Origin of the sequence: Pseudonocardia sp. NPDC046786, from assembly GCF_040645415.1 — a bacterium.
Lineage (GTDB): Bacteria > Actinomycetota > Actinomycetes > Mycobacteriales > Pseudonocardiaceae > Pseudonocardia > Pseudonocardia kongjuensis.
The window spans coordinates 126,964-141,953 of sequence record NZ_JBEYYF010000009.1 but is presented as its reverse complement, the minus strand read 5'-3'; the positions used below and the strand labels follow the sequence as shown (position 1 = coordinate 141,953).

Genomic DNA, 14,990 nt, shown 5'->3' with positions numbered 1-14,990 from the left:
GTCGGTCAGCCCGGACGCAGGTCGGACAGGAGCTCGTCGACCACCCGTTCCTCCTCGACGGACCGGCCGATCCGCCGCATCTCGGCGGCGAGCGCCGGGTCCCAGGCGGCCTCGACCGGGGTGCCGCGCAACGGCGCGCCACTGCTGCTGCGGCCGACCCAGCGCAGGTAGCTGAGGGTGTCGTAACGCCAGGGGACGACCGGGAGTGCGGCGACGAGCAGGTTCGCGATCCGCACCCCGCCCCAGTCGAAGTCGCCGTGGTGCCGCAACGCGCCGCCGGCCGCGGCGAGGCCCCGCAGTACCGCCATCACCGCGGCGCTCGGCTGGCCCGCGGTGCAGACCAGGGGGCCACAGCCGTCGCCGAGCCGCTCCGCCGCCTCCGCGACGACGACCGGATTCTCGCAGATCGACACCACGGTGCCGTCGAGTTCCCAGCGGGCCGGCTGACGGACCAGCTGGCGCAACGTGAGCACCGCCGGTTCGCCGGCCATCGCCGTGAGCATCCTGCCGGTCCTGGTGTCGGTGTCGCCGGGCAGGTTGAGGGTGAGCACGGTGGCGGACAGCTCGTCGCGGACCAGCCCGACCGATGCCCACACAGCGCGGTCCCAGGCGGCCCCCCGGCCCTCGCCGACGCCGCCCAGTGCCGCGGCCGCCCGGAGCACCAGCGCGGTCAGGGGGCGGCCCTGGTCGAGCGCGTGTGCGGAGCCGAGCACGCGCTCCGCGAACCGCCCGATCGGCTGCGGTTCGGCGGGGAGCTCGACGAGGACCGCAGCGAGCTCGGTGAGTAGCCCCGTCGCCTCGTCGACCTGTGGGGCGAGCCTGCGGACCAGACCGGTGCGCACCAGGTGATCGCGCCACACGGTGAGCTCCGGCCGGGCGCGGACGGTCTCGTCGAGCGGTGCGAACGCTGCCCGCCACGCCTCGGCGCGGCGGCGGACGGCGTCCTCGCGGTCGATCACCGGGCCGGTCAGGTCGACGACCGCGCCGGCCAGCCCCCCGGAGTGCACGCCGGACCTGCGCAGCACGTCGTCGAGCTCCGCCAGCCGGACGCTCACCGAGCCGGCGCTGCGCCGGCGCCGGCCCAGCAGGCCGGCCACCGCGTCCTGCTCGGCGTCCGTCGCCGGGTTGCGAGTGACCGCCCCGGTCAGGGGCTCGCCGCGTTCCAGCCGGCGCCGCACCCGCTCGCGCAGCCAGGCGGTCTCCGGCCCTCCGAGCAGGCGCTGCAACCGGGCCGACCCCCCGGGGTCAGGGCTCATCGAACAGGCTCTGCTCGAGCAGGGCCGGCTCCCGCGGTGTCTCCGGCACCGGGAGCGCGGCCGGCCGCTCCACGCGTTCCCGGCGCAGGCCGTCCCACCGCCAGTTGGTGACCAGCACCGCCGGCACGCCGTCGGCGCGGGCGAGCTGGGCGATCGACAGGCCGGGAACCTCCGGGTAGCAGCCCCACTCGCGTTCGCTGGTCATCACGACGTCCAGGTCGAATGCGGCGAGCAGGCCGAGATACTTCGCGCGGGCGTTGTCGTCCACCCCGGCAAACGCCTCGTCCAGAGTCACCAGGCGCGGGGCGTGCGGGTTGCCGGCCGACGCGTAGTGCGCAGAGGCCGCCGCGAAGAGCGGAACGCTGGCAGCGAGCACCCGTTCCCCGCCGGACGCGGGCCCGGTCGCCGGCCGCCACTGCCCGTTCTGTCTGCGAAAGATCGCGAACCGGTGCCATGCCCGGTAGTCCAGCGCCGCGGTGAGGTGGTCCAGCCACGTTCCCGCCCCGTCCCGGGACCGCATCTCCGCGATCCGCTCCTGCAGGAAACGTCCGACGGCTTCCCGGTCCTCCGGGGACCACGCGTCCGACGACTGGCGGAGCAGCCGTCGTCGTGCCTGCTCCAGCCCGGCCGGGCCGTCCTCCCGGGCCCGCCACTCCAGCTTCAGCCGCATACCGGTGCTGGTCGGCCGATCGGCCAGCTCCTCGTTCATCCGGGCGACCTGCCGGTCGGAGTCCGAGATCAGCTCCTGCAGCGCCCCGGCGACCTCGCTGACCAGGTGGTTCTCCAGGATCTCCCGCTCCCGCTCGTCGAGCAGCCGCTGCCGGTCGGTCACCTCGTGGTCGAGCGCATCGGCCAGCTCGGGAACCGCGGTCGGCCGACCGCGAAAGACGATCTCCACGATGATCCCGGCATCGAGCAGCTGGGCCGAGGCGGTGTTGCCGTGCCGGGACAGGGTGTCCGAGAGGGTCTTGAGCTCCTCGGTGACCCGACGCTGCACCCGGTCCCAGTTGCCGTCGTCGACGGAGGTCCCGTCCAGGGCCTGGTCGATCTGCCGAGCCAGCCGTACCGCCGGGTCGGCGGCCCAGGTGTCGTCCACCGGAGGCACCTCCAGGTCCGGGACCGCGACCTCGATCAGCCGGGTGCGGGCGAACCGGCGCAACGACTCCGCCGCGGCCTCGCGGTCCCGCACAGCGTCGGCGACCTGATGCTCGGCGGCCTGACGGAGCCCTTCGGCGTGGCCGCGCCCGGCGATCGCGGCCTCGCGGGCCTCGGCGTATGCGGACCGGTCGCGGGCCAGCCCACTGAGCAGATCGGCGACCTCGGACAGCTGCCGGTGCAGCTCGGCGACCTGCGCACCCACGGTCTCCCGCCGCGCGACGTACGCCTCCTCGGCGGCGAGCGCCGCCTCGGCCGCGTCGCCGGCCAGCGCCGACGCCGAAGCCACCTGCTCCTCGGCATCGGCGAGCTCGGCGGCCGCGTCCTGCTCGGCGACCCGGGCACCGGCCGTCGTCGACGATGCGGGCCAGATGTCGGCCAACAGCACGCGGTACTCACTGAGCGCCACCCGGACCGCCTCCAGCTCGTCCGGTGTGCTCGGAAGGCCGACGTCCGCGGCACCGGTGTCCAGGGCCGCCCTCGCCTGCCGGGAGAGCTCGGCGGCGGCCTCGTGGGCCGCCCGGACCTCGGCCTGCTCGACGCCGAGATCGGCCCGCTGCGTGGCCAGCGCGGACACCGTCGCATGCGCCTCGCGCACGGCGGTGTCGTCGGGCAGGGCCGCGAGCTCCGCCGCGAGCACGGTACGGCGGCCGATCAGCCGCTGCTCCTCCGTGCGCAACACGCTCCCGGCTGCGGCCAGCTCCTCTGCCTCGGCCCGCCGCTGCTCCAGCAGGGTGCGCCGGGCCGCCTCGCGGGCACCGCGGCCCACGTAGCGTGCGTGGTCCTTGTGCCACGAGCCGTGCAGCACGCCGTTACCGAACCGGCCGTCCGTGCCCACCCAGGTGCCGTCGGCGCGCTCCTGCTGAGCGATCGCCCGGAGCACGGCGGTCACCGTCGCGTCGGACACCGGTGCGGCCCGTGGATCGGCCCGGTCGACCGCAGGCCGGAGCAGCCCGGTGAGTCCCGGGCCGTGGGTGACCCGGACGGTGGGTGCGACGAGCACGTCGTCGTCCGCACCGAGCAGTGACCCGTCCGGGGAGAGCCACGCGTCGAGCACCCCCGACGCCTCCAGAGCGGCTTCCAGGCCCGCCCGCTCCCGCTCCCCGACACCGTCGGCGAAGTCGACGAGCTGCCAGAACGGTGCCCCGTCGCGGCCGTCGCGGACCTCCGCGCCGCGGGTGTGCGGGACCGGGGGAGCGATGTGCTCGCCGGCCTCCAGCCGGCTGATCTCGGCGGCCAGCTCGGCCGCGCGCCGGTCGGTCTCGGCGAGTCGGGCGCCGATCTCGGCATCGGCCCGGGCCAGCTCGCCGGTCGCGGCCCGGCCGGCCAGGTCGGTGGCCGCGGTGAGCGGGTTCGGCCCGGCCAGCGTCTCCACCCAGAGCTCGAGTTCGGCCAGCAGGCTCGCCGGGTCGCCGGGGCGCAGCTCGACGGCGGCCCTCAGCTGAGCGGTCGCCTCGCGGACCAGCTCGCCTCCCAGGTCGGCGACGGCCTGACCGGCTGCCACCTGCCGTTCTGCGAGCCGGTCGGACTCCGAGTCGAGCCGTTCCACTGCGGACCGGGCGGTCCGCTCCGCCAGGAGCGCCCGGTCGGTGCCGGCCAGCAACCCGCGTACGTGCGCCAGCGCCCGCTCCTGCCGGGCGACGGCCCGGGTGGAGATCTCCCGGGCCTGGCCCGGATCGTCGGCGACGATCTCGTCGATCTCGCGGTGGGCGGTGCCGAGCAGCGCCGGGTCGGCCGCCGCCCGGGCGTCCGCCGTGGCAGCGGCCAGAGCGGTCTCCGCGCGCTGCAGGTCGATCGTCGACCGGTCGAGCCGCTGCGCGCGCCGATCCCGCAACGCGTCCGCGTCGGCCCGGCGCGCGGCCGTCCGCTCGGCATCGTCCCGCCGGCGCTCGGCCTCCTGCTCCAGCTGACGCAGACCCTCGGCGGTGCGCATCTCCGGCCCGGTGCGCAGCTCGCCCTCCCGGGCGCGCAACCGCACGACCTCCCCGTCGATCTCCCGCAGGCGGGCGGCGGCGTCACCGGCGGCCTCGTCGGCCTCCCGGAACGCCTGCTCGGCGTCGGCGAGCTCGTCGCGCGCCTTCCGGTGCCGGGTCTCGGCCCGGCGTGGATCGGCGGCCGCCCGCCGTGCCGCGACGGCGGCGTATCGGCGGTAGTGCCCGAGGAAGCCACGGGCCGAGTCGCGGGCCTCGATCATCGCCGTCAGCTCGTCCCGGTCGGACTCCAGGCTGCGGAACGCCTCCGCCACATCGGCGACGACGGCCTGGTCCAGTGGCGGGAGCGCTTCGGTGAGCGCGGCGGAGAGCGCCTTCTCACTCGGCCGCTTCGACAGCTGCGGCTGGCGCAGGTGCACCAGCAGATCGACCAGCGCGCTGTAGCGCTGCTCGCCCAGGCCGAACAACTCCTCGTCGACCGACCGCCGGTAGTCGCGGGCCCGGTCGAAGACCCGGCCACGTCCGCCGACCGCCTCGATCAGCCGGTCCCTGCCGAGCGCCGTGCGCGTGCCGTCGAGCAGGTGCAGGTCGAGCCCGATCCGCTGGTCGGTCACCAGGTACCAGTGCCGGGCGATGCCTCGACCGCTGACGGCCTTCATACCGCAGCCGAGGGTGCGGTACTCGGCGCCGTCGTCGGTCAGCCTGCCGAACTCCAGCCAGCTGTAGCCGATCCGTTCGGGATGCGGATGCTCGCCACCGAGCAGCAGGTTCCACTCCATCTTCTTCTTGGGATCGGCGTCCGGCTCGACCCGGTAGGGGCTCAGGTCGCCGTCCAGCAGGAACGGCAGCAGCAGCGCGAGCACCTTGGACTTGCCGGTGCCGTTGTTGCCGCGCAGCAGCAGCCGGCCGTCGTGGAAGTGGAACTCCTCGGCGTCGTAGTAGAAGAGATCGACCAGCCCGGCCCGCAGCGGCTGCCACCGGTCGTGGCGCCGCGGTTCGGGCAGGCCGGTCCGCGCCGGGGCCGCGGTCATCGGGAGGGCCTCCGTTCCTGGACCGTCGGTTCGGCGACCGCGTAGCGGTGCAGCGCGGGCAGTGGATGGGCCAGGCCTTCGTGCACCCGGAGCAGGCGCAGCGCGACCAGCCGCAGGAGCGCCTGCTCGGTCAGCTCCACCTCGGCCCCGGGCGCGGTGGCGTTACGCCGCCAGTAGGACGCGTGCTCGGTGGCCAGGTCCCGGACGCGGGCGTGCAGGTCGGTGATCGCAACCGGCACACCTGCCGCGCCGAGGTGCTCGGCGAGCAGCAGCGTGACGTGCCCCTCGGTCCCGGTCTCGGGCATCCGGACGTCGGTGAGGTCGTCCTGCGGGTCCACCATGGCGATGCCCTCGGCCCGCACCTCGGGGACCAGCCCGGTCAGCTCGGCGATCCGGGCGGTGATCGCGTGCCGCTGGCTCGTGAGATAGGTCAGCTCCTCCTCGTCGAGGTCGGAGAGGTAGAGCACCGGGTCCTCGAGCAGACGGCGGGTGAGCCGCCGCCGGTGCTGCCGGTTGCGTAGCTCGTCGGTGGTCGGCGGGAGCTCGCCGACCAGATCGGCGAGCCGGTCGGCGAACCCGGACGCGGTGATCGTCGACGGGCCGCGCGGCGCCACCAGCAGGGTCGAGAGCACCCGCCGGTCCACGTCGTAGAGCGCGTCACCCTCGGACCGGACGAACGCGTCCTCGTCGCCCGCGACCCGGGCCAGCACCCCGAGCTCGATCAGCAGCCGGACGACGGCGACCAGGTCGGCCCGCTCCTCCCGCCGTTCCAGGGTGAGAGTGATCCCGGCGTCGGTCAGCGCCGGATCCGCCACCGCCAGCAACACCTGCTCGGCGAGCTTGCCGAGGGTCACCTGTGCCTCGGCCCGTTCGAGCGTCCCGAGGGCGAGGCATGTCAGGACGTACCGGCGCCTGGTGAAGGGCGTGCGGCTGCGCGGGTCACGGGCGGGGTGGGTGGGGTCGTCGACGTCGGCGACCGTCTTCACGAGCCGGGCCACCTCGCTCTCCACGATCAGCCGCCAACCGGTGTTGCGCTCGAACCACTCACGCAGGGTGCTCGCGTGCCGGCGGACGAGCGCGACGTCCTCCGCGTCCGGACCGCGGGCGCGGAGCACCGGCCTGCGGAGCAGCGCCCGAGCGGCGCGCACCTGCTCGGAGCGACGGGTCTCGGCGAGCGCGTCCGCCAGGCCGGGGCCGGTCATGCGCTGCGCTCCGCCGCGGCGTCGCCGACCAGGTCGACGATGTGCACCACGTGGTCGGGTCCGCGGAACTCGCCGCCCGGCGTGCGGACGACGATCTCGCCCGCGTCGGCGACGGCGGTCAGCCGGATGGCCATCGAGCCGTCCGAGCTCGTCGTCGACACCTCGCGCCGCCCCGGCGCGAGTGCTCCGAGCGCATCGCCCAGCAGGCCGAGGAACAGCCGGAACGCATCGCCGTCGAGCTCACCGACGGCGCCCAGCCGGATCGGGCCGCCGGTGCTCAGGGCGACCCGGGCCGCGGCGAGCTGCGCGGCCTCCCGTGCCGCCAGCTCGGCCAGGTGCCGGCGCTGCTCGCTGCGGTCGACCACCCGGGAGATCCTCCCGCGCCGCTCGTAGCTGCCGGTGCGTCGCAGTCGCGGACTGATCTGCAGCGGGGGCGCCTCGGTCCAGGACGTGCCGGGCGGCACCGGCTCGCCCTCCCGGGCGGTGAGCGTGTCCGCATCCACGGTGAGGTGCCGGCTGGCGGACAGGCCGAACGCCGCCCGCCACAGCCGGTGCCGGTCGTCGTCGGTCGGGGCCTTGGCGAACCACAGCGCCAACGACCGGAAATCGGCCGACCGGTCGGAACGGCCGGTCCGGCGCTCGTTCAGCGCGGCGACCACGTGCAGGAGCTGCGGGATGGCGGCGCGTGCCTGCGACCGCAGCAGCTTGGCCTGGCAGGGGTGCCCGGGAGTGCTGAGGAACCAGCCGCGGAAACCGGTCCAGCGCTCCCGCCACACCGCTGCGCGGGCGGCGAACTCGTGCTCCCTTGGGTCCTCCTCGCCGGACCCGGCCGGCCCACCGGGCGCCGCGTCCACCGCCTCCCGGCGGGCGGCGAGATCGAGGAGCCGGCCGACATCGTGCTCCTCGATCGACTCGACCAGCGCCGCGATCTCGGCGCCGGTCGCGACGAGATCGGCGATGAACCGCTGCAGGTAGTCGATCAGCTGGTCCTTGTAGGCGCGGAAGGCCTCGGCATCGACCTCCTGCAGGTCGATCGAGCGCTGCAGCGACCCCATGAACGCCTGCGCGTTCGCCGCGAGATCGACGAACCGGTCCACCAGCGCCCGCAGCGACAGGTGCACCTTCGCCGGATCGGGCTCGTCGGACGCGGACAGCTCCAACAGCGCACGCAGCTGGATGGCGATGTCGGTGAGCGCGACGGCCTGCAGCGCGCCGCGGCGGCCGAGCGCGTCGTCGTAGACCGCCAGCGCCTCCTCGGCCGCCTCGCCCTCCCGGGTGAGCTGGTAGAGGAAACGGGCCCGGTGGAAGTCCTCGACGGTGGTCACCCGGCTCGTGTCCGGATCGGAGCGCAGGTTCCCCCAGCCCTCGAGTGCGGTGAGGGCGCGGGCGAGGGCGTCGGGCCCGGTGCGACCGCCGAGTGCCTCCGCCACGTCGCCGGGGCGCAGGTGCACGGTGAAGCGCCGCTTGGCCGCGACGAAGGCCAGCATGATCTCGCGGTACAGACGCGAGTTCTCGGTGGTGAGGTAGGCGAAGGCGGAGTGCACGGTGGTCACCTCCCCGGGTCGGTCGTCCGGACGAGGATAGGGAGTGCCCCTGACAGTTCTGGCGGCCCGCGCCGGCCGGACCTGTTTGTGACACCGTAGTTGTCGATCGGTGGAGGTGTCTGTCCGGATTGTCGGCTAACGCCGGGTCGGTTCCGGACGATCTCCACAGTGGCACGCGCGGTACCTAGGGGAGAGCACGCAGTGACGAAGTTGAGCACGGTCCTGGACCAGATCGACGCGGGATCGATGCTCCTGCCGGAGTTCCAGCGCGGCTACGTGTGGAACCGTGACCAGGTCCGTGGGCTGATGCGCTCGTTGTATCTCGGCTACCCGGTCGGTGCGCTGCTGGTGTGGGAGACCGAGGGCGGCGCCCAGCCGGTGCGCGGCGGGGACCCGGCTGCCGGGCAGAAGCAGCTGCTGCTCGACGGCCAGCAGCGGGTCACGACGCTCTACGGACTGATCCGCGGGCGGGCGCCGTCGTTCTTCGAGGGCGACCCGGCTGCCTTCACCGGGTTGCGCTTCAACGTGGAGACCGAGGCGTTCGGGTTCCACACGCCGATCAAGATGAAGGACGACCCGCGCTGGGTCGACGTCACCGCGCTGTTCGAGTCCGGGATCGGCGCCGTCGCGCAGTCCCTGAACGAGCACCCGGAGACCGGGCCGCGGTTCTACACGGAGTTCCTGCCGCGGCTGCAGAAGCTGATCAACATCTCCGAGCGCGAGTTCCACATCGAGCAGATCACCGGTGCGGACAAGACGGTCGACGTGGTCGTCGACATCTTCAACCGGGTCAACTCCGGTGGGACGAAGCTCTCCAAGGGCGATCTCGCGCTGGCCCGGATCTGCTCGGAGTGGGCGGAGGCCCGCCCCACGATGCGCCGCAACCTGGACCGCTGGGCCCAGCAGGGTTTCCGGTTCAATGCAGACTGGCTGCTCCGCAACACCAACGCCGTCGCTACCGGACGGGCCCCCTTCTCAGCTCTGGAGCACGTGAGCGCGGCCGAGTTCCAGGACGCGCTCACCCACACCCTGCACCACGTCGATCACGCGCTCTACCTGATCGGCACCCGGCTCGGGATCGACCACGACCGGGTCTTGTTCGGTCGCTACGCGGTCCCGGTGATCACCCGACACCTGCACAACCGGGGCGGCCGGTTCGCCGACGGCGCGGAGGCGGACAAGGCCCTCTACTGGTATGTCCACGCCGCGCTGCGCGGCCGGTTCGCCGGGTCGTCGGAGACGGCGCTGGCAAAGGACCTGGAGATCGTCGACGCCGGTGGGATCGACGCCGTCATCGCCGCGCTCAGCCGGTCCCGCAAGGGCGCCATGCGGATCGACGCCCAGGACTTCGAGGGTGTCGGGCGCGGCGCCCGCTCCTACCCGCTGCTCTACCTGCTGACCCGGGTCCGTGGTGCGCTCGACCTGGTCAGCGGGAACGTGCTCGGCTCGGAGAGCTCGTCGGTCGAGGTGCACGAGATCTTCCCGAAGGCGGCGCTGGTCCGGGCCGGGTACAGCCGGGCCGAGGTGAACGCCATCGGCAACTTCGCGTTTGTCGGACCGGCGACGGAAACCCAGTTGTCCGGTGCCGACCCGGACGCGTACCTCGCCTCGCTGCCCGAGGCGGCGCGACGGTCGCAGTGGATCCCCGACGACCCGGACCTGTGGCGGGTCGACCGGTACCGGGACTTCCTGGACGCCCGCCGGGAGTTGCTCGCCCAGGCGGCTACCGGCCTGATGGACGACCTGCTCGCCGGGCGGATGCCGTGGAGCCGGGAGCTCCAGGCCGTCGAGGTGCGGGAGGAGGCCCCGGTCTCCGATCCGCGCCGGACCCAGCTCGACTCGCTGGTCGCCGAGCTCGGCGAGCTGGGTTTCGCGGCGCCCGAGCGCGACGCCGAGATCCCCGACGCCGAGACCGGCCGCGTTCTCGCCGTCGCCGAGCTGTTCTGGGAGCGCGGGTTGCAACCGGGGCAGGGGAACCCGGTCGTCCTCGAGCTCGATCCGGACGAGGCGGATGTGCCCCGGCTGACCGAGCTGGGCTACGACGTGTTCACCACGGTCGATGCGCTGCGCGGCTATGTGCAGCGGCTGGGGGAGGAAGCCGCGGGGAGCGGCCCGGTCCTCGACCCGGAGCCGGTCGTGTTCGAAAAGCCCGAGGACGGCGAGTTCGAACGCGCCGTCTTCGCGACGATGGACGCCTGCCGAAGCGATCTCGGCTACGACCCCCGCTACTTCCGCGAGATGGTGCTGCAGCACGGCGCGGTCGGCGCAGTCCGGCGCCTGCTCGCGTCGACGACGCCGAGCGACGGCTTCGTGCGGCTCTGGGAGGCAGATCGCCTCGATCTGACGGTCGAGGCGATGGCTGTCGATCCTCGATTCGCCGCCCTGTTCGACGAGCGGGAGCGTGACATCGCGCAAAGACGGCTCGATCGTTCCCGGCAGGACATCGACCAGATGGTCTAGTGACCCTGTCCAGGTGGCCGTTCGATAGTCTCTCTTGTCCCACACAGGGCAGTGATCTGTTGCAGGGAGTGAAGACCGTGGCACCGCCGATTCCGGGGCCTCCACCCGTCGTCACCCCGCACTGGTTCCAGGAGCGCCCGTCCGAGTACGCCTGGGAACAGGACGGTCTCGACCACGTCAAGCGGCTCATGCCGGCCGCAGAGCCCTTCCGTGCCTGGGCGACGTTTTCCTTCACCGCGCAGTCCGGCCGCATCCACGAGTGCGACCTGCTCGTCGCCGTTCCCGGTGGCCTCTACCTGGTGGAGCTGAAGGCGCACCCGGGCCGGGTCGTCAACCAGGGCGATGAGTGGCTGTTCTACGAGCAGGGCCGCCAGTGGCCCCGCACGCTGCGCAATCCGCTGCACTTCACGGACCTGAAGTGCAAGGAGCTCAAGCAGCGCCTGGAGTGGGCGGCGAAGCGTAAGGGAATGCGCAACCTGCGCATCCCGCGCGTCCAGCCGGCGATCTTCCTGACCCACCGCGGCCTGGAGTCGCACCTCGACGACGTCCAGCGAACTCGCGTCTACGGTCGTGACGAGGACTCCACCGGTCTGGACTGGATCTGGCGGGACCTGCTGTCCACGCCGCCGCAGCGGGAGGGTTGGCGGGTCGACCCGGCGTTCTCCCGCGACATCCTGCCCGGCCTGCTCTCCGAGATCGGGATCCGCGCGGCGACCGCACATCTGCGTTTCGGCGACGACTGGCAGCTCGACCAGTCCGTGCTGGATGCGGGTCCGGCGTGGGAGGACCGGCTCGCGACCAGGTCCGGGTTCGTCGCCGAGTCCGGTCGGGTGCGGATCTACCTGACCGAGGAGCAGGCGGGCGAGGAGCGCCGGACCAAGGTGGAACGAGCGGCACGCCGCGAGTACCAGGTGCTGCAGGGCATCACCCACCGCGGGATCGCGCAGCCCGTCCTGATCCGCGAGCACCAGGGCCGCCCGTCGATCCTGTTCCGCCACGATGCCGCGGACCTGCGCCTCGACTCGTACCTGACCCTGCATGCCGCCCGGCTCACCCCGGAGGTCCGGCTCGATCTCGTCCGCCAGCTGGCTGACGCCGTCCGCTACGCGCACAGCAGATCGCTCTATCATCGGGCGCTGGCGGCTCGCTCCGTCTATGTCTCCGCGCGACCCGACGGCCGGGAACCGGTTCTGCGGGTCATCGACTGGCAGACTGCCGCGCGGGACTTCGACGCCGACGTCAGCTCGTCGATCGGGGTCTCGTCTCTGGGCGACGACGTGGTTGGGGACTCCGCCGGCCCGTACTTGGCGCCGGAGTTCGACACCCCGTACCCGGATCCGGCCGATCTGGACCTGTTCGGGCTCGGCGCGATCGCCTACCTGATCCTCACCGGGCGCCCGCCCGCGACGGACCGTCCGACGATGCTCGAGCGCGTCCGCACCGACGGCGGGCTGCACCTGCACGGTGTCGACGGCACGCTCCCGCAGCCACTCGACGACCTCGTCTTCGCTGCCACCCGCGCGAGCGTGGACGAGCGCCTGGAGTCGGCGGAGAAGTTCCTGCTCGGTCTGGACCGGACCGAGCGCGACTCGGCCCAGTCGGCCCAGCCCCGGGTTGACCCGCTGACGGCGACGGCGGGTCAACGCGTCGACGACGAGTGGATCGTCGAGCGGATTCTGGGGACGGGCTCGTCGTCGCGCGCGCTGCTGGTGCAGCGGGTCCGCGAGTCCGACGACGGCGAGGAGCAGCGGGAGTACCGCGTCCTCAAGGTCGCGCTCGACGAGGAGAAGGCGGTCAGCCTGCGCTCCGAGGCGGAGATCTTGGAACGGGTCGGTGGCGCGCAGATCGTGCGGAAGCTCGGCGGGCCACGCACCCTGGCCGACCGGACCGTGATCGACCTGCAGTACGCGGGCGGCAGCGACCTCGACGGCGGCACGCTCGGCACGCTGCTCCGCTCCGAGGGCCGGCTCAGTTACCACGACCTAGAACGGTTCGGCCGGGACCTGTTCTCCGCGCTCGACATCCTGGCGGCCGAGGGCGTCCGGCACCGCGACATCAAGCCCGACAATCTCGCGATCTTCCGGCGGGCCGACCGGTCGCGTCAGCTCATGCTGCTCGACTTCTCGCTGGCCGCGGCGGCGGAGTCCGACGTCGGCGTCGGCACCCGCGGCTACCTCGACCCCTTCCTCGGGTCGCTGCGCAGGCCGCTGTTCGACGACCACGCCGAGCGCTACGCCGCCGCCGTCACGTTGCACGAGATGGCCTCGAAGCAGAAGCCGGAGTGGGGTGACGGGCTCACCGACCCGCGCACGACGTCGGACGAGACACCTGCGCTCGCCTCGGACCAGTTCGACCCGGCCCTGAAGGACGGGCTGATCACCTTCTTCCGGCGCGCGTTCCACCGCGACGTCGGCCGCCGCTTCGACACCCTCAAGCAGATGGACGACGCCTGGCGCGCCGTCTTCACCACCGCCGACCAGCGGGTCCCGGTCGAGGGCGACTCGCCGGAGCCGCCGGAGGCCGTCCGCGAAGCGCTGGCGGCCGAGGCCGGGCTGGACACCACCTTGGAGCAGGCCGGCCTCAGCCCGCGGGCGGTGTCGGTCGCGGCCGGCTACGCGGCCGGGACGGTCGGTGAGCTGCTGAAGGTCCGCACCACCGAGCTGGCCCGCGCCCGCGGCGCCGGTGCCGCGGTCCGGAAGGAGCTCATCCGGCGGCACAAGCAGTGGGCTCCGCTGCTGCGTGTCCCGGAGCCCGAGCCCGACGTCGCTGACGGCGCCCGCCTGTCGGTCGAGGGACTGGCCGCGCTGCTGACCCGCCGCGCCGGCACCCGGCCCACCAAGCGCGACGCCGTCGTGCGACTGACCCTCGGCCTCGATCCGGCGTTGCCGGGCTGGCCGACCCAGACCGCGATCGCCAAGGCGGCGTCGACGTCGCAGCCTACGGTGTCGAAGACCCAGCAGGCGCTCTTCGAGGAGTGGGCGGAGTCGCCGCACGTGGCGGACGTCCGCGAGATCCTCGTCGACGCGCTGGGTGGCGCAGGCCGGGTGATGACGGCGACGGAGCTCGCGACCGTCGTTCGCGCCCGGCTGGGGTCCTCGTCGGACGACGGGCAGACCGCGGCGCTCGGCGTCGTGCGGGCCGCCGTCGAGGCCGAGATCTGGGCGGGGGAGCACGCCGAGCGCGAGGACGCGGACCCCAGGCTGGCGGTCCTGCGCCAGGGCGGCCGGGTCCTGCTCGCGCTGGAGTCGCTCGCCGGGGCCGACGACCCGAGCCCGTCGGAGCTCGGCGACTTCGCCGCGGCACTGGGCATCGCCGCCGACGAGCTCGCTGTCGAGGAGCCGCTGCCCGGCCGGAACGCCGTCCTGCGCCGGCTCCGCGAGGTCCCGGCTCCCGAAGGAATGGTCGCCCTCCCGGACACCCGGCTCGTCACCCTGGCCTCGGCGGCGTCCAAGGACGCGCTGGTCTCGCCGAACGGGGAGCTGTACCCGCGCAGCCTCGACCTGGTGCCGGCGCTGCGGATCTCGCAGGCGGCCGCGGGCGTACGGCGCAAGGACCCGGGAGTCCGGTTCGCCACCGGCATTGCCACCGACGCGCTGCTCTCCCGGGTACGGGCCCGGTTCCCCGAGATCCGGCTCGACGACGGCATCACCTACGTGCAGATGGAGGAGGCCCTGCAGAAGGCCGGGTTCCTCCTGACGTACGACACCCGCGACCGTCGCTTCTACCCGGAGGCGCCGCCCGCGCCGCTCGCGTCGTCCACGTCACTGCCACACCGGGTACCGGGGACGATGGCCCGCGACGGGATCCGCCGGCAGCTCGACCGTTCCGCGGAACGCGGCGGGTTCGTCGCGCTCACACTGCGCGGCCGGGACCTCCCCGGCGTCGCCGACGCGCTCGCGGCCACCTTCGAGGTACGACCGATCGACGTCGGTGCGACCTTCATCGCCGAGCTGCGGACGATCGCCGGAGAGCGCGGCCGTGACTGGTCGGTGGTGCTCAAGAGCGACCTCAAGTTCACCGAGAGCGCGCAGATGTCGCGTGGGCTCGACTCGTGGGTGCGCTTCGCCTGGGAGCGGGTGGGCGAGCGGATCGACGCCGCGTGCGGTCCGGACACACTGCTGTTCCTGCACGACGCCGGACTGCTCGCCCGGTACGCAGAGTCCGGCGGCCGGGAGCTGCTGGTCCGGCTCCAGGCGGCCGGGCGCAGCCCGAACCGGTCACCGCACGGAGTGTGGCTGCTGTGCCCGGGGGACTCCGCGGTCGGGGCCCCGCAGCTGGACGGCATGGTCGTCGAGGTGATCGACGAGTCGGAGCGCGTCGTGTTGGACCGTGACTGGCTCAAGGAACTCCGTGCGCCGGCCGAGAGCATCGCGTGAGCACGGCACCCGACGCCCGCACACGATCGACCGGC

General features: G+C 73.5%; 6 protein-coding genes. 2 read left to right on the top strand and 4 right to left on the bottom strand.

The genetic code is table 11. The features are described 5' to 3' along the window. Positions 1–5: 5 nt before the first annotated feature. From ABZ881_RS13925 to ABZ881_RS13910, 4 genes are read right to left on the bottom strand one after another with little or no spacing between them, the layout of a single operon-like run. On the bottom strand, positions 6–1,256 hold the full coding sequence (locus tag ABZ881_RS13925) for a TIGR02679 family protein (RefSeq protein WP_358484587.1): 1,251 nt from the start codon (positions 1,254–1,256) through the stop codon (positions 6–8). After that, entirely contained in the window at positions 1,246–5,373 is a 4,128-nt protein-coding gene (locus ABZ881_RS13920) for a TIGR02680 family protein (protein ID WP_358484586.1), read from the bottom strand. Before ABZ881_RS13920 ends, ABZ881_RS13925 begins: the two co-directional genes overlap by 11 nt. Continuing rightward, a complete protein-coding gene (locus tag ABZ881_RS13915; protein ID WP_358484584.1) occupies positions 5,370–6,575 on the bottom strand; it encodes a TIGR02678 family protein in 1,206 nt (401 codons plus the stop codon). Before ABZ881_RS13915 ends, ABZ881_RS13920 begins: the two co-directional genes overlap by 4 nt. After that, positions 6,572–8,119 (bottom strand): TIGR02677 family protein, encoded by a 1,548-nt coding sequence (locus ABZ881_RS13910; RefSeq protein WP_358484583.1) that lies wholly within the window; start codon positions 8,117–8,119, stop codon positions 6,572–6,574. The genes ABZ881_RS13915 and ABZ881_RS13910 overlap by 4 nt, the downstream gene beginning before the upstream one ends. Positions 8,120–8,320: 201 nt before the next feature. Between ABZ881_RS13910 and ABZ881_RS13905 the strand changes: the two genes are divergently transcribed. Next, positions 8,321–10,579 (top strand): DUF262 domain-containing protein, encoded by a 2,259-nt coding sequence (locus tag ABZ881_RS13905; protein WP_358484581.1) that lies wholly within the window; start codon positions 8,321–8,323, stop codon positions 10,577–10,579. 77 nt (positions 10,580–10,656) lie between these two features. After that, positions 10,657–14,955: a BREX system serine/threonine kinase PglW gene (pglW, locus tag ABZ881_RS13900; protein ID WP_358484579.1), complete on the top strand. Its 4,299-nt coding sequence runs from the start codon at positions 10,657–10,659 to the stop codon at positions 14,953–14,955. The last annotated feature ends 35 nt before the right edge of the window (positions 14,956–14,990 follow it).